Annotated in this window: 17 protein-coding genes; 5 read left to right on the top strand and 12 right to left on the bottom strand. The window is 39.3% G+C overall.

Annotated elements, in window-relative coordinates; translation table 11 throughout:
* Nucleotides 1-56: 56 nt before the first annotated feature.
* Nucleotides 57-1,301: an exonuclease subunit SbcD gene (gene sbcD, locus ACQFX9_RS29180; RefSeq protein ID WP_427159995.1), complete on the top strand. Its 1,245-nt coding sequence runs from the start codon at nt 57-59 to the stop codon at nt 1,299-1,301.
* Here sbcD and ACQFX9_RS29175 read toward each other — a convergent pair.
* Together ACQFX9_RS29175 and infC are read right to left on the bottom strand one after the other, a co-directional pair.
* The gene (locus ACQFX9_RS29175) at nt 1,298-4,336 is read right to left on the bottom strand and encodes an MFS transporter (protein ID WP_427159994.1); all 3,039 of its coding nucleotides are present in this window, start codon (nt 4,334-4,336) and stop codon (nt 1,298-1,300) included. The two genes, sbcD and ACQFX9_RS29175, sit on opposite strands and share 4 nt — an antisense overlap.
* Before the next feature lie 119 nt (nt 4,337-4,455).
* The gene (infC, locus tag ACQFX9_RS29170) at nt 4,456-4,989 is read right to left on the bottom strand and encodes a translation initiation factor IF-3 (protein WP_103138880.1); all 534 of its coding nucleotides are present in this window, start codon (nt 4,987-4,989) and stop codon (nt 4,456-4,458) included.
* A 502-nt stretch (nt 4,990-5,491) separates the two neighbouring features.
* Between infC and ACQFX9_RS29165 the strand changes: the two genes are divergently transcribed.
* Nucleotides 5,492-6,409, top strand: a complete 918-nt coding sequence (locus tag ACQFX9_RS29165; RefSeq protein WP_427159993.1) for an alpha/beta fold hydrolase — start codon at nt 5,492-5,494, stop codon at nt 6,407-6,409.
* A gap of 103 nt (nt 6,410-6,512) precedes the next feature.
* Here the strand turns inward: ACQFX9_RS29165 and ACQFX9_RS29160 are convergent, their stop codons facing one another.
* Nucleotides 6,513-7,814 (bottom strand): cation:proton antiporter, encoded by a 1,302-nt coding sequence (locus ACQFX9_RS29160; protein WP_427159992.1) that lies wholly within the window; start codon nt 7,812-7,814, stop codon nt 6,513-6,515.
* A 153-nt stretch (nt 7,815-7,967) separates the two neighbouring features.
* On the opposite strand from ACQFX9_RS29160, the gene ACQFX9_RS29155 reads away from it, so the two are divergent.
* Nucleotides 7,968-9,371 (top strand): cytochrome P450, encoded by a 1,404-nt coding sequence (locus ACQFX9_RS29155; RefSeq protein WP_427159991.1) that lies wholly within the window; start codon nt 7,968-7,970, stop codon nt 9,369-9,371.
* A gap of 130 nt (nt 9,372-9,501) precedes the next feature.
* On the opposite strand, the gene ACQFX9_RS29150 is transcribed toward ACQFX9_RS29155, so the two are convergent.
* Entirely contained in the window at nt 9,502-9,771 is a 270-nt protein-coding gene (locus tag ACQFX9_RS29150) for a hypothetical protein (protein WP_427159990.1), read from the bottom strand.
* Between the two features lie 117 nt (nt 9,772-9,888).
* The gene (locus tag ACQFX9_RS29145) at nt 9,889-10,293 is read right to left on the bottom strand and encodes a four-helix bundle copper-binding protein (RefSeq protein ID WP_427159989.1); all 405 of its coding nucleotides are present in this window, start codon (nt 10,291-10,293) and stop codon (nt 9,889-9,891) included.
* Between the two features lie 529 nt (nt 10,294-10,822).
* Here ACQFX9_RS29145 and ACQFX9_RS29140 point away from each other — a divergent pair.
* A complete protein-coding gene (locus ACQFX9_RS29140; protein WP_427159988.1) occupies nt 10,823-11,617 on the top strand; it encodes a prohibitin family protein in 795 nt (264 codons plus the stop codon).
* A 24-nt stretch (nt 11,618-11,641) separates the two neighbouring features.
* On the opposite strand, the gene ACQFX9_RS29135 is transcribed toward ACQFX9_RS29140, so the two are convergent.
* The 7 genes from ACQFX9_RS29135 to ACQFX9_RS29105 all read right to left on the bottom strand — a co-directional run bounded on the left by ACQFX9_RS29135 (nt 11,642) and on the right by ACQFX9_RS29105 (nt 17,540).
* Nucleotides 11,642-12,343 (bottom strand): phosphatase PAP2 family protein, encoded by a 702-nt coding sequence (locus ACQFX9_RS29135; RefSeq protein ID WP_427159987.1) that lies wholly within the window; start codon nt 12,341-12,343, stop codon nt 11,642-11,644.
* Between the two features lie 69 nt (nt 12,344-12,412).
* A complete protein-coding gene (locus tag ACQFX9_RS29130) occupies nt 12,413-12,955 on the bottom strand; it encodes a DUF1634 domain-containing protein (protein ID WP_427159986.1) in 543 nt (180 codons plus the stop codon).
* Nucleotides 12,956-12,975: 20 nt separating this feature from the next.
* Nucleotides 12,976-13,803, bottom strand: coding sequence for a sulfite exporter TauE/SafE family protein (locus ACQFX9_RS29125; protein WP_427159985.1), 828 nt, complete (start codon nt 13,801-13,803; stop codon nt 12,976-12,978).
* A 118-nt stretch (nt 13,804-13,921) separates the two neighbouring features.
* Entirely contained in the window at nt 13,922-14,566 is a 645-nt protein-coding gene (locus tag ACQFX9_RS29120; RefSeq protein ID WP_427159984.1) for a hypothetical protein, read from the bottom strand.
* Between the two features lie 70 nt (nt 14,567-14,636).
* The gene (locus tag ACQFX9_RS29115; RefSeq protein WP_427159983.1) at nt 14,637-15,293 is read right to left on the bottom strand and encodes a cadmium resistance transporter; all 657 of its coding nucleotides are present in this window, start codon (nt 15,291-15,293) and stop codon (nt 14,637-14,639) included.
* A 4-nt stretch (nt 15,294-15,297) separates the two neighbouring features.
* Nucleotides 15,298-15,999 carry a cadmium resistance transporter gene (locus tag ACQFX9_RS29110; protein ID WP_427159982.1) on the bottom strand — a complete coding sequence of 234 codons (702 nt, stop codon included), beginning with the start codon at nt 15,997-15,999 and terminating at the stop codon, nt 15,298-15,300.
* 92 nt (nt 16,000-16,091) lie between these two features.
* The gene (locus ACQFX9_RS29105; RefSeq protein WP_427159981.1) at nt 16,092-17,540 is read right to left on the bottom strand and encodes an APC family permease; all 1,449 of its coding nucleotides are present in this window, start codon (nt 17,538-17,540) and stop codon (nt 16,092-16,094) included.
* A 343-nt stretch (nt 17,541-17,883) separates the two neighbouring features.
* Between ACQFX9_RS29105 and ACQFX9_RS29100 the strand changes: the two genes are divergently transcribed.
* Complete coding sequence (locus ACQFX9_RS29100) at nt 17,884-18,822, top strand: LysR substrate-binding domain-containing protein (RefSeq protein WP_427159980.1); 939 nt, start codon at nt 17,884-17,886, stop codon at nt 18,820-18,822.
* The last annotated feature ends 362 nt before the right edge of the window (nt 18,823-19,184 follow it).

Here is a 19,184-nt window from a genome sequence, read left to right as displayed (position 1 = left end):
CGCTTCTATTGATTTGATTAAGTAAAAATACTATCATCTAGCATTTATTCATCATTATGGTTAAAATTCTTCATCTCTCCGATATCCATATGGGAAGCGGTTTTTCCCACGGTAGGATTAATCCAGTCACAGGTTTAAATACACGACTGGAGGATTTCGTTAAGACCTTATCTTTATGTATTGATCGGGCGTTAACTGATGGCGTAGATTTAGTTTTATTCGGTGGCGATGCTTTTCCTGACGCGACACCACCGCCATATGTGCAGGAAGCTTTTGCTGCACAATTTCGGCGGTTAGTTGATGCTCAAATTCCGACAGTGTTGTTGGTGGGAAATCATGACCAACATTCCCAAGGTTTGGGAGGCGCAAGTTTAAATATCTACCGCACTTTGGGCGTACCAGGTTTTGTGGTGGGAGATAAGTTAACAACACATCACATCTCCACACCCAACGGAAAAGTACAGGTAATTACTTTACCTTGGCTAACCCGTTCCACTTTGATGACTCGTCAAGAAACAGAGGGTTTATCACTAGCGGAAGTCAATCAATTATTAACGGAACGCTTGCAAGTTGTGATTGAAGGGGAAATTCGCCGACTTGATCCTGATGTGCCAACTGTACTGTTAGCTCATTTAATGGCGGATAATGCAACTTTAGGGGCGGAACGTTTTTTAGCTGTGGGTAAAGGTTTTACTCTCCCTTTATCTTTATTGACGCGTCCCTGTTTTGATTATGTGGCTTTAGGACACGTCCACCGTCATCAAAACTTAAATAAATCTAATAACCCGCCAGTAATTTATCCAGGGAGTATTGAACGGGTAGATTTTAGTGAAGAGAAAGAAGATAAAGGTTATGTGATAGTTGAATTACAACGGGGGAGTGCGAAATGGGAATTTTGTCCTTTACCTGTTCGGACTTTCCACACCTTAGAAATAGATGTGTCAAAAGCAGAAGATCCTCAAGTTGCTTTAATCAAAGCAATTACTAAACATGATTTGCAAGATGCAGTAGTCAGGTTAATTTACAAAATCCGCTCTGAACAAATTGATTTAATTGATAATACTGCTTTACATTCTGCCTTGAGTGCTGCCCATAGTTACACAATTCAAGCAGAATTAGTGAGTCAATTAGCTCGTCCCCGCATTCCTGAATTGAGTGCTAGTAGTAGTATTGACCCAATGGAAGCACTGAAAACGTACTTACTCAATCGTGAAGACCTCAAAGATATATCAGGATTAATGTTAGAAGCCGCAGAAAATTTACTAGCAGATGATGTGGAAGTTATCCAAAATTTATATTAAACATGATGGGGTATTTCATATTTGGCATCGACATCACTTTTATGGGGATATTTCTTAATTAACTCTTGGACTTGAGTAGCTACAAGCGGGTGTGAATCTTGTTGTAATTTTGGTAAAAGTTCTAAAAGCACGCGTTGAGATACTACACCTAAATAAGCGATCGCAGCTTCTCTCACAAAGCCTGTAGGATGACGCAAAGCTAGTAAAATTTCATTAATCGTCAGGCGAATCCGGTTGACTTGAGCAAAATGGAAACAGCAAGCCAAGCACCAGTCAGAGAAAAATTCCCCTAAAGTCAGCATTCGGCGGATTCTTTCACTGGGGGAAAATGGCTCATATTCTACTAGCCCAGTTTCTACAAGATAAGAGAGTTTTTCTTGGGGCGATCGCTGATCTAAAATATTCAACAGCAATGATTTTGTGGGTAAGTTGACTGTATGCTCTAATATCTCTAGACCCCGTGCTAAATTAGCCCCTGATTCTGACCGTAAATTAAAGGCTGCCGCCTGCATTTTTTCTGGGGAATAAAGTAATCTTAATAAAAGTAAGATTCTTTCTTTCACATCCCATTCCATTTCTTGCAAAGCGCGTTGTAATAATTCTTCAATAATGGCGGCTCGCTCTTGAATTTGATAACTTTCAAAATTTTGCCGTGCTTTTAAGTCTATGTGTGCAGCATAGATTTCACCTAAAAATTTTAATTCTTGGTCAATTAAAGTTTCCACTCGGCTGTGCTGAAATCTATCTACTAAATTGGTAACTTCTGACTGTTTTTGAATCTTTAATACACTCCGCAGAATATGATATCTAGTTGCGCCCCAAGAGGATTCTAAATGTAACCATAAAGTTTCTAAGGCTTCGAGGGTGGAAATGTGGGCGATTGTCCGCCAAGCATACATTCGTAATACTTCTGGTTTATAAACATTGGTGGCTAATTGCAACAACATCTCCAATGCTTCATTTTCCATTTTTACCAGGGCGCGCATCGCTGTTTCACGGGTAGATTTGTAATACAGTGCTTTCAACAAAGCTGGATAATATTCTTCCATGCGCGTCGCCGCAATCATTTCCAAAACAGCACAGCGCACTCTTAAAGATTCATCTTGTAGCAAATTGGGGACATGAATCCGCAAAGCTTGCAAATAAACTGCTTCTCTTAAGGCTTTGACTGCGTTTATCCGTTCCACTTCTTGCTTGTGAGTCAGCATCCGACGCAGGGTTTTAGTCGCTGCGGCTTTTTGTATGGGTGTCCCTTGACGTAGCAGTAAAGCCGCCGCAGTTCCACGCACGAGGGAATGGTGGCGCGGATGCAGATAATCTTCTAAAAGACTGAGATTAGGATGGGTTTCTGCTAACCAGACATAACGCAACGCTAAAGCAAAAACCTCTGGATTTACCACACCAGGAGGTCGTTCTAATAACCAGCGTACTTCTGACACATATTCAGCCTTCGCACCCGCAGCTAACATGACTTCTAAACAGTGGTGCTGTAAATCTGGGGCGAGTTTAAATAATAATCCGGCTAAAATTTCCGCCGCCCCTTGGGGGTCAATTTGGGCTAAAAGTTCAATACAGGAATGTTTATCGGTGGTGTTACCTGTTTCTTCTAAAGCCTTGACTACACCTTGCTTAAAGGCGCGCAATCCCACCTTAGAAGCACTTAACTCACCACGTTCTGCACTCAAGACTAGCAAATCTACATAGCGCGATCGCAATACCCACACTACACGCAAGCATCCAATCGCTACAACTGCTGTCTCTGCAATAAATATCCATTTTTGAACAGGGGCGGAGACAAAATTTCCCCCAATTGATAAAGTTAAAAATATTACTAACCCTGCTAACCCTGTGGCGATCGCTTCGGCTGTTCCTCCTGATAAAGCCTGCATTCGGCTACGAATTCGCTCTGGTATGGGTTGATATAACACCGGGCCACTACTGACGACAAAGGTATAACGTAGCAACTCATCGGCAAATTTCAGCCCTACTAATCCCCAGAAAAAAGCCACAGATTGAATTCCTGGGATTAAATTTAGAACAAAAATCACTCCAGGAACAATAAAACCTACAGCTACAGGTAAAAGTGCTGCACTAAAAAACACTCCAAAACGTTCAATTAAGCGACTAGAAACAAACCACTGGGTGGTTAACTCACAAAGTCCGACAATCCCACCAAATAAACCTAAAAAACCTGCTAATTCTTTGTCACCCAAATTTAACTTTAGTTCTTGCAGGTATTGAAAATCGATTAATAAACCAATGACTTGCAAAAGACCCACAAAAGCAAACAACTGTAAGGTGTAACGTCGCAGAGGTGCTTCTAGTCGGCGATGTCGAGAGGCTTGTTCTTGAGGAAGTACACGCTGCGGCGCATCGGGAAAAACACCACGATATTGATAAGTTAAATAAGCGAGAATTGCCGAACCCAAGAAAATCACACCACAGGCGATGATAATCACCCGATTGAGTTTGGCAAATTGCAGCAACCAAGGTAAGCTAAAACCACTAATGACATCTGCAACTAGTAACCCACTGCTGACAATGGGGTAAGTACGTTTAATTTCTCGAATATTGAAAATTTGGTTAGCGACTATAGAAGTGTTGAGATCATTAACTACATATAAGGAATCCACCCAGAGGCGGAGTAAAAATACTACGATCACCGTTAGGTAGGAGATAGTAACCCCTTTATGCAGTAATACCAGAAAGATTAACGGTACCACCATACAAGGTGCGATCGCCACTACTACCCAACGCAAAGGAAAAATCTTTTGTAACCAGGAATACAAGAAAACTAGTGCAATTCCCATAGCCGCACTAGCTATATATATCCAAGGTAATGGCCCCACTCCGTATTCATCCAGAAAAAGCGCGACTGTACTATCTTCTGCCCAACGTAAACCTATAGATACAGTTGTATAAAAGGCAAACATCAACCCAGTACGTTCACCTTCTTCTGGTCGTAGATTAACCCATTTTAATAGCTGTGTCAGCAAATGATGATTTGCCGCCAACGACTTAGTTTTCAATTCCATTAAGAATGGCAAAAGTCCTGAACAACTGAGTATTATGTTTCCCACTCAGCTCTCAGGACTATCAGGTTTAGTATTTTCAGTGGTTAATTATTTGACCCAGCACTCATTACTCAGCACTCTCATTTCTTAGGCGAAATCAACATCATCATGTTGCGCCCTTCTTTTTTCGGTGCTTGTTGGACTTCACCGAATGGCTCTAAATCCGTAGCCATCCGCTTGAGTAAGGTTTCTGCTAAGTCACTGTGTTGAATTTCTCGACCTCGGAACATTACAGTTGCCTTGACTTTATCACCGTCTTTCAAGAAGCGTTCCGCCTGTTTCACACGCACATTGTAGTCGTGTTCCTCGATTTTGTAACGCATCTTCACTTCTTTGACATCGGCTGTATGCTGTTTCTTCCGGGCTTCCCGCGCTTTCTTCTCCTGCTCAAACTTGTATTTCCCGTAGTCCATAATCCGACATACTGGCGGGTCGGCCTTGTCACTGAGCAGCACTAGATCAAGCTCCTTTTCTTCTGCTAGTTGCAGAGCTTCCTGGGGAGTCAGAATTCCAAGCTGGGAGCCGTCAGTGTCAATGACTCGAATTTTTGGGAAGCGAATTCTTTCGTTAATTTGGGGCAGATCGCGAGTTCTTTTTTTCTCAATCACAGGCATTATAATTAGTAGGATTCCTTGGTTAAGAATGTGGCTTGGACTGGATTAACTAGATTTTGATTTGTGTGGCTCATAAGCACAACACTAAACACAACACTAAAATAACTGAGGACTTCATCAAGAGTCTATAGTTTTAGGTTAGCTAGTCCACAGAGTAATTTGTTTTCTCTGTATTTGCTATTCTACTCATTCTGAGAGGATTTCTCTGCAATAGTTAACTTAAATCACATAACCTAGAGAAGCGTTAACTATTGTAACAATTATTTTTCAATTCGAGGGGTAATGGTAAAGAGTCAATAGTCAATAGTCAATAGTCAATAGTCAACAGTCAATAGGGAACAGGGAACAGTTTTTCTCATCTTCTACCTTGTCTACCTTGTCTCCCTTGTCTCACCAATCCCCAGTCCCCAATCCCCAATCCCCAATCCCCAGTCCCCAGTCCCCAATCCCCAATCCCCAATCCCCACATTTACAATAGAACTGAACTCCTCAATATATCAGGATGATCGCACTCAACTGGCAACAAAGAGTAGGGAATCAACGAGACTGGGTATGGCGTGGTTGGCAAATTCGTTATACCTATATTCGCGCTAGTCAAAATTCCCAGAATACAACCCCTCTCATTCTTTTACACGGGTTTGGAGCTTCTATCGGGCATTGGCGACATAATTTAGAGGTTTTAGGCGAATATCATACTGTTTATGCTCTAGATATGCTGGGTTTTGGTGGTTCAGAAAAAGCTCCAGCTAATTACAGCATAGAACTATGGGTGGAGCAAGTGTATGAGTTTTGGCGGGCTTTTATCGGTCAACCAGTGGTATTAGTGGGAAATTCTAATGGTTCTCTGGTTTCTCTAGCCGCCGCCGCCGCACATCCTGAGATGGTAAAAGGGATTGTGATGATGAGTTTACCTGACCCTTCATTAGAGCAAGAAGCAATTCCGCCAGTTTTACGTCCTTTGGTGAAGACAATTAAAAGTATTGTGGCTTCACCGATATTTTTAAAGCCTGTATTTTACTTTGTACGCCGACCCAGTGTCTTACGTCGCTGGGCTGGTTTGGCTTATGCTAATCCTGAAGCCATTACGGATGAATTAATTGAGATTTTGGCCGGGCCTCCGCAAGATAGGGGTTCAGCGCGTGCTTTTAGTGCTTTATTTAAAGCTGCGATCGCTATTAATTTTAGTCCCAGTGTGAAAGCACTGCTACCTAATATTACAGTTCCTATGTTGCTAATTTGGGGACAAAAAGACCGCTTTGTACCGCCAATATTAGCTAGTCAATTTGCTCAGTATAATGAAAAGCTGCAATTGCTGACTCTAGAAGATGTTGGTCATTGTCCCCATGATGAATGTCCAGAGCAAATCAATCAAGTGATTTTAGATTGGATTAATCAATATTTTCTAGATGCAGATAAGTAGAACAAGGTAAATAATTAAAGGTTTGTAGTGTAGAACGGGAAGCAAGCTACGCGTTAGCGTCTCGGAGAGAAACCCATTGCGAATTGCGAATTGCGAATTGGTCTTAATTATCTTCTAATTCACTAATAATATTATGAGTCACCGATGCTTTTGTCGCCACTTGCTTTTCATACCAATTCATTAAAGGTGTCGCTGAGATGCCATGCACAACTACAGAAACTACAATAGTGGTGTAAGTTATCCAGGAAATCTGCTCACTGACTTCACCTTTTAACCCTTCACTAAAGGCGTAAGCAAGATAATATAAAGAACCTACACCACGAATTCCAAACCAGCCAAATAACCAACGGGTTGCAGGATGAAATCTCCGGCGTTGGGAATTTAAGGGACGTTTACCAATCGTACTAATCCAAGCTCCTACAGGTCGAATCACTAAAAATAATAAAACTATAACGATGAGAGATTGAGAGGCATAATTAAGCATTGGTCGCCATAATAAGATTGACCCTAATAATAAAATTGTTCCTACTTCTAATAATCTTTCTAGTCTTTCAATAAATTCTAATTGTGCCATTGGTTTTTCAGGATTTCTATAACTATCTTGAACGATCAATCCAGCCACAAACACAGCTAAAAATCCATAACCATTGATCATTTCTGTTAAACAATAGGTGATTAAAATGGCACTAATAGCAACAAAATCTTCCATGAGTGCATCAGCCGCACGCTTTTTTTGAATTTTTTGATCTACCCAAACTATAAGTTTTGCTACTATAAAACCCATCACCATCCCAGATGCGATCGCCCATATTACATCAACTAGTAACCAATCTTTAAACCAGTTACTCCAATTATTATCTTTCATGGCATAAATGCCAAAATAAACAAAGGGAAAAGCTAACGCATCATTTAATCCGCCTTCAGAGGTTAACCCAAAGCGCAACTCATCTTTATCATTAGTATCTGTAAGTTGCACTTCTGAGGCTAATACTGGATCTGTGGGTGCAAGAATCGCTCCTAATAAAATTGCTTCTCCCCAATTCATCCCTAAAAATAATCTGCCAACAATAGCCAACCCCACAATAGAAATCGGCATCAATAAAATGATCAGTCTTGCTGTAATATTCCACACCCGCCAGCGCAGAGGATGAATAATTTTTAAGCCGCAGCTAAAGACAGAAATAATCACTACAAATTCTGTCAATCTTTCTAAAACTTTGGCATTAAATACATTATTTTCTCTTAGTTGAATCATTCCTAAGCCTTCAGAACCGAGAAATATACCCACCAATAGATATATCAAAGCAAAGGAAAGTGGTAAGCGTGTAATCCAACCTGAACATAGGGTTACTACTAGTAGTAGTAGACCAATTAGCAGTAGATCCAGTATGTAAATATCTACCATATAAATATGTATAAAAAATAAACATCGCTTTGTCAGTTTACTTGCGATCGCTTGTTTGTATAAAATATCTAGAGGCAGATTTTATGGAGAAATTTTCCAGTTTTTTCTATGTTTGCTAGCTTAGTATGATATTCCTAACAGGAGCATTGGTTTATGCAACTTCCAGATAGTCCCAAAATGCCCAAATTTATGCAGCTAGTAAAGTGGATTAACAATCCCTTACAGCTAATGGAAGCATCTACCAAAGCTCATGGCGATTGTTTTACCCTGTGGTTAACTAACAAACAACCAATGGTATTTCTCAGCCATCCCCAAGCTATACAGGAGATTTTCACAACTCATTTAGAAAACCTTGACTCTAGAGCTTCAGCCCAAATTTTACAACCATTATTAGGGAATAATTCTTTATTACTTCTATCCGGGGAGACTCATCAACGCCAACGCAAATTATTAACTCCGCCTTTTCATGGCGATCGCATGAAAGCTTACGGTGATATTATTATCAACATCACCAAAGATGTAATCAGTAATTGGCAAATTGGTAAGGCTTTTTCTGTGCGTGATTCTATGCAAGAAATTGCTTTACGAGTAATTTTACAAGCCGTGTTTGGTCTAAATGAAGGTGAACGCTATACACAGTTACAAACACGCTTATGCTCAATGTTAGAGTTAATATCGTCTTCTTTCCGTGCTTCTCTATCTTTTATCCCAGCTTTACGCTTAGATTTAGGTGGCTGGAGTCCTTGGGGAAATTTCCTGCGTCAACGGGAGGAAATTGACAAATTATTATGTGCAGAAATTCAAGAACGCAGAAATCATCCAGATTCATCCCGAAATGATATTCTGTCCCTGATGATGTCAGCGCGTGATGAAAATGGCGAACCCATGAGTGATTTAGAGTTGCGTGATGAATTGATGACTCTATTAGTGGCTGGTCATGAAACTACAGCTTCAGCTTTAACATGGGCATTATACTGGATTCACCATCTACCATCAGTGCGAGAACAACTTTTAGCTGAGTTAGATAGTTTTCACAATGCAGATTTCAATGAAATTACTCGTCTTCCGTATTTAACGGCTGTATGTCAAGAAACACTCCGCATTTATCCCATCGGGATGATTACTATCCCGCGTATTGTTAAGTCCCCAATAGAAATTATGGGTCATAAATTTGAGCCGGGAACGATGTTACTTGGCTGTATATACTTGGTTCATCACCGTCCAGATTTATATCCCCAACCGGAAGAATTTCGTCCAGAAAGGTTTTTAGAAAAGCAATACTCGTTATATGAATATCTCCCGTTTGGTGGTAGCAATAGGCGTTGTTTAGGTATGGCTTTTGCGCTGTTTGAAATGAAATTAGTGTTGGCGACGATATTATCTCAAGTGGATTTAAAATTAGTGGAGAATTATCCAGTCAAACCTATTCGTCGTGGCGTAACTTTAGCACCTTCTGGTGGTAAGTGGATGATCACAACTGGACAAAGACAAAAGTTAGAAAAGTTTGCTGTTGAAGTGCAAGTAACTCAGCAGGAATATAGAGAACATAAGGGGTAGATTTTCCAAGAGCGATCGCACTATGATGAGTTTGGGCGATCGCTCTATAATTTTACTAGGCCAAAGCTAATTTCTGCGCCAACAGTAGGATCGAAATTGACTAAATATATTTCACCACGCTTGGGATGTATTATTTTCCGTTTTTGTTCCACGCTTCTTCTTCTAAATCATACCACTCTGAAACTAATCCTAAATCGCGTTCTGCTCTTTGAATAGCCCCAGCTTTTAACTGTTCTTCCAAATTAGTTAATGTTTTCTCTGCTAAATAATATTGTATAGCTTCATTGATCAATTGACTGCGCTGATGTAATTTCTCTCCTGTAGAATCATCTTTTTCCAGAATTTGATCAATGAGTTTAATAGTTTCTTCTGGTAAAGAAATATTAATATTTTGGTACATAATTTACTGTTGGATATTGCAGATAAGTCTTGTGTAACATATCTTTAGCATATATCTTTTTTCCAAGAGCGATCGCACTATGATGAGTTGAGGCGATCGCTCTATAATTTTTGTTATTTAACGAGACAAAAGTGCTTCTTCTGTAACTGAACTGGCTCTACGAAAATAAGCCGCAGCATTTAAACTCATGGCATGGCAAGATTCTGCACATTGACGACAAATAGCAGCACACAACATCATTGTGGGGTCATTGCTCATTTGTTCGCAAGCCATCGCAGTGCGATCGCAAATTTGCGCGCACAAACCGCAAGTATTTCCCATAAACTCAGAACCATCATCTATCATATTGACGCACATCATGCACATTTCTGCACAGTCGCGCAACATAGACATCATTGCCATATCTATGTATTTACTGCCCTGATTTTTACAATACTTAAGAGTGTCAGTACAAGTTGTTTGGCATTCAATACAAATTTGTTTAGCGGCTTCCATTGTAGTGGAGATAGATTCGTTGATCATAAAAGTAACTTCTTAGCTTTAATCGGGTCTGTTGCTCTGTACTAAATTGCAAGATAAAGCCTTATTTTGGGAAAATCAAGAGTTTTACGCAACTCGGCCAATTTAAGGACACTAATCCCATCTACTTAAAGTAAATTTAGCTAGTAATTGAAAAAATCCTTTTCTATCAAGGCTTTCGCATATTGCAATGCAGAATTAGTCTAAATTATGCGGAAGATTTTTGTCACCGCTGACACAAAATTAGCCTTTAACTGACCTCTTTATTCGACTTCAGCACCTTGCTCATCGTTAGTGGCTATATTTGCTTAAGCTTTACAGGATAAAGCTTCTATAATCTTTAACTACTTAACAGTGCATTTTTGTCAACAAACCAATGAGTATATTTTCTCATTTTAGGGTAATGTCAAGATATCATGACTTTTTGAAGATATTTTGCTAATCTTAGAGAGTGAGATGTGATGATCACCATTGATTTCATCAGCAAAATATGAATGAGATAATTAAGTATCAAAGCTATTTTTAATTAAACATGAATAATATTAAATCACGTAACTTTTTCATCAAATCAACTTTAAGTTTATTGCTGATAATTATCATTTTTTGGCCGTTTGTCATCATCAATCCTGGCGAAAGAGGAGTATTAATGAAATTTGGGGAAGTGCAACAGGTAATTTTAGGAGAAGGACTACATATAATTATTCCCATTATGAATACGGTAGAAAAAATTAGTGTCAGAGTCCAAAAACAAGAAATATCAGCAGAAGCTTTATCTAAAGATTTACAAGATGTGTTTACAGATGTAGCACTGAATTGGCATATTATTCCAGAAGCAGCCAACGCAACTTTTCAGCAACTAGGAACAGCACAGCAGGTAATTGATAAAGTCATCAACCCAGCAATAGAAGAAGTTATAAAAGCTATCATTGCTAAATATACGGCTGAAGAAATTATCACAAAACGCGGAGTTCTAAAAGCAGAGTTGGATAATTTGTTGACTATTAGATTAGGAAACTATCATGTGGCTATCGATGATATTTCATTGGTGCATATACATTTTTCTGAACGCTTTGGCGAAGCAGTAGAAGCCAAACAAATTGCAGAACAAGAAGCTAAAAAAGCAGAATTTATTGCACTTAAAGCCATGAAAGAAGCTGAAGCCAAGATAAATCTAGCCAGAGGTGAGACAGAAGCACAAAGGCTAATTCGTGAAACATTAACACCTGATATTTTGCAAAAGCAATTTATCGAAAAATGGGATGGTAAGTTACCAAAAATTATGCCTAATGACAGTTTAAAATTCGATGTCAGTCAATTTTTAAACTAAAGATTATTAACTAATGACTAATGACTAACGACTAAATCTCGGCTGAATGATTAAGTTAACAGCTACAACCCAGGCTGTTGCAAACATCCACCCGGCGATAATATCACTGGGAAAATGCACGCCTAGATATAGTCTTGTCCATGCAATAGTAAGGATAAACAAACCACCACCAAATAAAGTTAACCAACGCCAGCTTGTATCCCAGGTTAAGACTAATAAAATAGCGACTAGAGTTAAGCTACTCATTGCATGGCCACTAGGAAAGGCATAACTAAACTCTGGTGCTAAAGAATCCCAAAGATGCGGACGAATTCGGTGTAGTAAGACCTTAGCGGCATGATTAATAATGGCATTACCCAAGCCAGTAATAATTAAAAAAGTAAGCGATCGCCATTTTTTACGAAACAACAAAAAGATTCCTACTAAAGTTAAAATAGGCGCAATAGTCCATACAGATCCCAGCTTTGTTAGTACCACAGCAAGAGTATCTAATTGCGGCTGTGCTGTTTGATGAATCGCCAATAAAATGGGAACATCCCACGGGAAACCACCTTTTTTTACTAATACCTGCACAGCTATGAGTTCAAATAACTGTAAAGGTAAATATACGCCTGTAAATAATATCAATAGTGAACGCCAACGAGTAATTAATAGCTGTTTTAAAAATGTAGTAAATGTTTGTAGACGTTTCCTGAGAATAGATGTAAGCCGATTAGATTCCAGCATTTTAGTAATTTGACCCTGTTATCAAGTAAAATAAAGAGGGCTAAAGCCCTCACTACAAACTTAAGCTAATTAATAATACGCACCTATCAAGCTGTAAAGCAAAGCCGATAAGACTAATAAATTTAGAACCACATAAATAAAGTTTCTCTGCCAGAAGAACATAAGAAGAGAAATTATCACTCTTAAAATAGGCGTAGCAATTAATATTAATAATCCCAACTGAATAATTGCACTACTGCTACCAGAATAAGCAGCTTGCATGACATCCACAGGCGAACGCAATGTATCTGGTTCTCCCCGAAAAAATTGATAATTAGCACGTTCACTACCGTGAACATTTAAATATAATAATCCTCCCCAGAGAACTATAGCGCAGGCAATGAACACACCATATTTCAATAGTTGACTAAGAATATTCTCTAATTGCAATTCCTTGTCTGTTTTAGTGATATTTTCATAAATATCAGATTCACCAGCAGAAATTTTAGATTGTTGCTGTTCTAGTGCTGCAATATCACTATCTAATTCTTCTTTTGGTAAAGCTAAAACATCTATCTGATCCTCCTGTGGTGGCGATACCACCCAAGGCAAACCCGAATCAAAATTGCTCATATCTACCACCTACACAAAACCTACACGAAACTGTTGTAAACCATCTTCAATGCCATAACTACTAACACAAGACCAAAAATAATTCTTAATACTTGTGTTTTCGTCCCTACCAGAATTTTTGCACCTAAAATAGCACCGGGTAATACCCCCAACATCACAGGCATTGATAAACCTGGATCAATGTAACCTCTTGCTAAGTAAACCCCAGCAGAAGCGGCGGCTGTGACACCAATCATAAAGTTACTAGTGGTAGTAGAAACTTTAAATGGGATACCCATAATTTGATCCATTGCTAATACTTTAAATGCACCTGAACCAATTCCTAGTAACCCAGAAATTACCCCAGCGACTAACATAACGCTAAACCCAGCAGGAACAGCATGAACTTGATAAGACATCAAGCCATTACCAGTGGGATAAGTACCATTAAGTTGGAAATAATCACCTAGAGAATCTGTAGATTCACCTTCAGGATGTTCTTTTTTGGGTTGTTGTGAAAGGTATGCGGAATATAATAAGACAATTGCTAATACAATTGTGAGTGCTTTTACCGTCACAAAAGTAGCAATTAACGCCCCTATAATTGCACCAATAGTAGTTGCAACTTCTAAAAACATTCCTAATCTAAGATTAGTATAGCCAGTTTTAATATATCTACAGGCAGCACCCGAAGAAGTCGCAATTACAGATACCAACGAAGCACCAACCGCATAACGAATATCCACCCCAAATACTGAAGTTAACAAAGGAACAATTACAACTCCACCACCTAAGCCAGTCAGTGAACCAACTAATCCAGCAGTGAATGAACCTACCCAAACTAGTAAAGAAAATTCCCAAATATTCACATTTATTTCCTTAAGATAGGGATTGGGGATGGGGGCTTGGGGACTGGGGAATAAGTAAATAGATTGGTTTACTTTTTGACTTTTCCTCGTTTGATGGCCTCATCCCTCATTAATTAATTCAATGTTCTGTTGGTGCATTGGGAACTTGTGCGTCAATTTCTGCTAAAGAAAAATTGGGAATTGACAAGCTACCTTCACCAGTTTTGACAATTTTGGCAGGAGGAACGTTAAATTCAATTGTGCCAGTTTTTTGGTTAGTTGTAACTACCAATTGTGTTCCTGGCACAAATTTTACTAATAGAGGTTCGGTTAACTCTTGGGGTTGTGTTTCACTAGGAGCGATCGCAGCGATTTTTGCACCAATTGGTAAGTAAATTCCATCACAGTTCCATTTATTTTCTGTAATTTGCCCATCTCCCAAAAAGTAGATATCTCCCTCTTGTTCCAGATTAGATTTTTTAGGTTTATGAGCATAAATCCCTAAAACTTTTCCTGTTTGATTGAGACACTGTGACCAACTACGGGCAGATTCTAATATGTATTTTTGTAGCTGTAATTCTACAATCTTTTTTTCTATTTCTGTGGGCGTATAACTCGATGCTTCTGGTGAAAATTGGGCTGTCAATAAATCATCTAATGCTTGGTTAACTTCGGTATATTGTGGTAGCTTGGTGAGGTTCGGTCTGTCTGCCCATGAAGGACTGGCAATCATGAAGTTAGTGATTAAAATTAGACATACTACAATAATTTTGCTGAGTCGCATAATTGGCTCCTAGTAGATTGCTTGTATTAATTGCAATATTTTTTACACTGGTTTTCAGATAAATATTAAGCTAAAAATCGATGTTAATTAAACGATAACTACCGCTATCTATTAAGATATAAATTCCCAATCCAATTAAAATGAAAGGCACGATCGCATGACCATAACGAGTTAAAAATCTGGCTACTATGGGATGTAAAGTTAACTGATAAGCTACGTAACACCAAACACTAACTAAGATAACAAAAACACTCAGAATAATACTTAAACTGACGATATTACTGCTAGCAAATAACGGCACATAAATACCTATATTGTCACCGCCATTAGCAAAAGTTACTACCGCTACTTGATAAGTTTGGGGAGCAAGTACACCCGCAAATCTTCCAGGTGAGGAGTTGAATTCCTCTGAGACTGTCTGGACTTCATTTTCATCCCGATTTAAATTAATTAAACGGCTAATACCTATAACTATGGGAATGAAACCTAAAAGACCAATCCAAGCTGCGGGGATAATTAAACCACCAAAAAAACCAGGGAGACTAGCAAGAATCACAGCACTAAAGCCTAGATACTGACCAATAATGATATGTCTGCGGCGGAAGTTAGCATTGACTTGAGAAAAAAAGACCATCAAAATAATGATGTCATCGAGGTTGGTAGCAGCAAAGGATACAATTCCAGAGACGATCGCTTTGACAATACTACCCATGACAATATTTTTCACCTCGTCAATTATTTTCTACTTCCGGCGAGAGTCGGGGTTTTTTCACCAGGCCTATCAAACACAAACAACAAGCAGCTAAAGCCAACGGTGATAAAGCTTGACTATCTAAGATAATAAATACACCCAACCCGACCAAAACAAAAGGCACTAAATAATTACCATAACGAGTTAGTAGTTCAGCGATCGCTTTTTGGCGGGTTAGCATATAACTGGCATAGCACCAAATCCCAATCAACGAGAAGAACACGCCGAGAATCACCAGCAAACCTCCTAAATTATGGCTGGCAAACAATGGTACATATATACCAAGGTTATCACTACCGTTAGCGATGGTGATTGCTGCCACACTATAAGTCTGGGGAGATAAAAAACTGGCAAATGGTAATTGTTCAGACTCAGATTTATCTTCCTGATTCTCCTCTGATTCATCATTGCTAGGGTTAAGCCAGCGACTCAAACCAATAGCAATTGGTACAAGTCCCAATAATCCAATCCAATGCCTTGGTAAAACCATGCCACCAAAAAAACCCGGAAGGCTAGCAATTACCAACGCCGTAAAACCTAAATATTGTCCGAAAACAATATGGCGACGACGGAAAGTTGCACTGACTTGTGAAAAAAATAGTGTCAGCATCACCAAATCATCAAGGTTAGTTGCAGTAAAAGCCGTAATCCCAGAGGGAATGGCAGTGACGAAATTGCTCATAGATTTAGGGGTGTAGGGGTGTGGGGGTGTAGGGGGAGCAGAGGAAAAACAACTAATGGCTAATGACTAATGACTAATGACTAATGCCCCATTTATTCAACATCACTAAAACTCGCGTGAATCGCATCAATGGAATGCTCTAATTTCTTGACCATTTTGGGATAGCGTAGGCGTTGGATCATAAACCAGCCAAAGCCAGCTAAGAGATAGAGCAAAAATAGGTAAGGAAAGATGTTGTAGGGAGCAGGGGGAACAGGAAATAAATCACTTCCTGGGATTCCTAATGTCCCGATGATTGGGATCATCATGAATAATACGGCTAGAACTGAGAAAGCTAAATCTAGCGATCGCAGTTTTCCTAGTCTGTGCAGATATACAGGTGCAGCGATGGAAACTAAGATATAGACGAGTAAGAAGCCATAGGTGCAAATTGTGCCGGTATAACCGAGAATCACAAACGGTTTAATGCCTAATAAATTCAAGGTTGCGGGTATGATAAATGTGATGAGAGAACATAACGCGATCGCTGTATGGGGAGTTAAATTTGCGCCGTGTGCTTTCCCTAAAGAAGTATGAAACAACCCGTGACGCGCCATCATAAATAACACCCTAGCAGCAGGATTAATACAGGCTAGAACGCAAGCGAAGAATGATAACAGCGCGCCTACACTAATTAATGTGCCTAAGAATCCTACACCTGCTTGTTCTGCTAAAAATGAAAGTGGCTCTTCAGTTTTGGCTAAGTCTACAGCACTACCTCTAAAACCTAAGACTTCGATATAAGCCATGATCATAAAAAACACACCCGTCCAAATCGCACTTTGCATCACCGATTTGGGAATATTTTTCAAGGGTTTTTTGGCTTCATCTCCCAAGGAAGTCGCGCTTTCAAAGCCAGAAAAACCAAATACAACTAAAACTACTCCTAATGATACTCCTCCGGGTGTTGCTCCTTGTAGTGTCAGTTGGGAAATATCAATAGCAAAGCCTTTTTGCAACCAAATAATCAATCCCAACACCAGAATTAAGCCTATGGAAAAGGCCTCTAATAACAGCATCATCTTGGCTGATAGTTGGATGTCTTTATAAGCCACATACCAAGCCAAAACTGTTCCTAAAGCAAATAACGTTAGGACATGGGTATGAATCCCGATGTGAGTTAACAAAGACTGACCAAAAATTGCAAAGCCACATAATGTGGACATTCCCGTAAACAGGTAAGCCAGAACCAAACCCCAGGCTGACAAAACCCCAGATGTGACACCTAGTCCTTTAACGATGTAGGAATATAAAGAACCAGGAGAAGCTGAACGGCGTGCAAATTGATTGATGTTGACAGCTACAAACATCAAACCCATCATACCAATCAAAAAACTCAACCATGTGCCGTTACCAGCAGAGGCGTAAATCAATCCTAAATTCGCTGCTGGTGTAGTTGTAGGTGCAATCACTGCTATAGATTGCGCTAAAACTTCACCGTAGGATAGACACTCTTTTTTTAAACCATGAACGCTTTGAGTCAGTTCGATTTCAGCTGTCATACACCATATCCTTTTACCCAACTGCTTAATTCTTTCGGTGAAGAGTTACAGCCTTTACCAGAGTAAACACTTGTTATTGAAGACTAGGTGTTAATTTATCCCCCCTAAGTTAGAGAATCAAATACTATTTTTTGTGATTTCGATAAATAGAAGTTATTAATAGGGACTGGGGATTGGGGACTGGAGACTAGTAATTTGTAAGGATTTCTAGTATTTTGACTGGCTTCTATACGAAAAAATTGTATCCGCAAATACGATTTTTTCGTATTCGTCAAAACATCTTTTTTAGCATTTACTGAGTAAAATTCAATGCGGGTGTTGGGAGTGTTTTTTGGGTATATGAATGGCAGGAATGACGCTTGATCAGTTACGGATTTTTTTAGCTGTCGCCGAACATTTACACTTTACTCGTGCAGCAGAGGAACTCTACATTACACAACCTGCTGTGAGTGCAGCCATCCAAAGTTTAGAAGAAGAGTATGGTGTGAGATTGTTCCATCGGATTGGCCGCCATATCGAGATTGCTGAATCTGGTAAGCTACTGCAAGTAGAAGCTCAAAAAATTATGGATCAAGTGGCGTTGACAGAACGCTCCCTTAGAGAATTGAATGATTTACAACGAGGAGAACTCAATTTAGGTTCGAGTCTGACAATCGGTAATTATTGGCTACCAGAGAAAATTACCAAATTTCAACACAAATACCCCCGCATAGCAATTAATTGCACCCTCGCCAATGCAGAGACAATCTGCGCTGGGACTGCTACAGGTAAGTTTGATTTAGGCTTAGTGGAAGGAGAGGTGAAGCCATCACTCAAGAATGTATTAGAAGAAGAGATAGTGGGAGGCGATCGCTTATTAATTGTAGTTGGTCAGTATCATCCTTGGTATGACCATCCAGAAGTGACCCTATCTGACTTATGCAAAACCGGTTGGATAATGCGCGAAGCCGGTTCTGGAACTCAACAACAATTTGAGCAAGCCTTGCAAAGTTGGGATATCCATCCTCTGCAATTAGATGTCATTTCCATTTTGAATAGTGGGGAAATGGTAAAAGCCGTAGTAGAAAATGGCATTGGTGCAGCAGCAATTTCCGAATTAATGGTGAAGAAGGAATTGCAATTGGGTACTTTAAGGTCTATTCAGGTGATTGATAACTACTCTCAACCTAACCCACGCCAGCCTCAATACTTGCAAATCGTCCGCGCCTTTTTGAAACTCAAGCATCGCCAACGTTTTCAAACTAAGCTTTCTAAGGCTTTTGAGGAAATTCTTAGTCAATAGTCAACAGTCAATAGTCAATAGTCAATAGTCAATAGTCAATAGTCAATAGTCAATAGTCAATAGTCAATAGTCAATAGTCAATAGTCAATAGTCAATAGTCAACAGTCAATAGTCAACAGTCAACAGTCAATAGCTTAGTAGGGTGCGTCAGTACAAGAAAACCTAACTACACCAAGAGATTATTCATACTGACGCACCCTACAGTTTGGATATTTTTATCTGGAAGTCCCTACTCAACAATCAGCACTCATGTATAAAATAAACATTTACATTTAGTAATAACCGCATAAATTACCCTGAATTTATTATTTATATACTATAAATAACTATCTAACTAGTAATATTTTTTACCTAAAACTCTT

The sequence above is a fragment of the Aliinostoc sp. HNIBRCY26 genome, assembly GCF_050235535.1.
Taxonomy (GTDB): Bacteria; Cyanobacteriota; Cyanobacteriia; order Cyanobacteriales; family Nostocaceae; genus Trichormus.
The sequence above is the reverse complement of the archived record's forward strand: the minus strand, read 5'-3'. Positions and strand labels throughout refer to the sequence as shown.

Coding starts and splice junctions, on each gene's coding strand:
- ACQFX9_RS29175 (WP_427159994.1), bottom strand. CDS start 4,336: ATGGAATTGAAAACTAAGTCGTTGGCGGCAAATCATCATTTGCTGACA.
- ACQFX9_RS29140 (WP_427159988.1), top strand. CDS start 10,823: ATGAATAATATTAAATCACGTAACTTTTTCATCAAATCAACTTTAAGT.
- sbcD (WP_427159995.1), top strand. CDS start 57: ATGGTTAAAATTCTTCATCTCTCCGATATCCATATGGGAAGCGGTTTT.
- infC (WP_103138880.1), bottom strand. CDS start 4,989: ATGCCTGTGATTGAGAAAAAAAGAACTCGCGATCTGCCCCAAATTAAC.
- ACQFX9_RS29155 (WP_427159991.1), top strand. CDS start 7,968: ATGCAACTTCCAGATAGTCCCAAAATGCCCAAATTTATGCAGCTAGTA.
- ACQFX9_RS29145 (WP_427159989.1), bottom strand. CDS start 10,293: ATGATCAACGAATCTATCTCCACTACAATGGAAGCCGCTAAACAAATT.
- ACQFX9_RS29110 (WP_427159982.1), bottom strand. CDS start 15,999: ATGAGCAATTTCGTCACTGCCATTCCCTCTGGGATTACGGCTTTTACT.
- ACQFX9_RS29135 (WP_427159987.1), bottom strand. CDS start 12,343: ATGCTGGAATCTAATCGGCTTACATCTATTCTCAGGAAACGTCTACAA.
- ACQFX9_RS29100 (WP_427159980.1), top strand. CDS start 17,884: ATGGCAGGAATGACGCTTGATCAGTTACGGATTTTTTTAGCTGTCGCC.
- ACQFX9_RS29130 (WP_427159986.1), bottom strand. CDS start 12,955: ATGAGCAATTTTGATTCGGGTTTGCCTTGGGTGGTATCGCCACCACAG.
- ACQFX9_RS29160 (WP_427159992.1), bottom strand. CDS start 7,814: ATGGTAGATATTTACATACTGGATCTACTGCTAATTGGTCTACTACTA.
- ACQFX9_RS29120 (WP_427159984.1), bottom strand. CDS start 14,566: ATGCGACTCAGCAAAATTATTGTAGTATGTCTAATTTTAATCACTAAC.
- ACQFX9_RS29150 (WP_427159990.1), bottom strand. CDS start 9,771: ATGTACCAAAATATTAATATTTCTTTACCAGAAGAAACTATTAAACTC.
- ACQFX9_RS29105 (WP_427159981.1), bottom strand. CDS start 17,540: ATGACAGCTGAAATCGAACTGACTCAAAGCGTTCATGGTTTAAAAAAA.
- ACQFX9_RS29165 (WP_427159993.1), top strand. CDS start 5,492: ATGATCGCACTCAACTGGCAACAAAGAGTAGGGAATCAACGAGACTGG.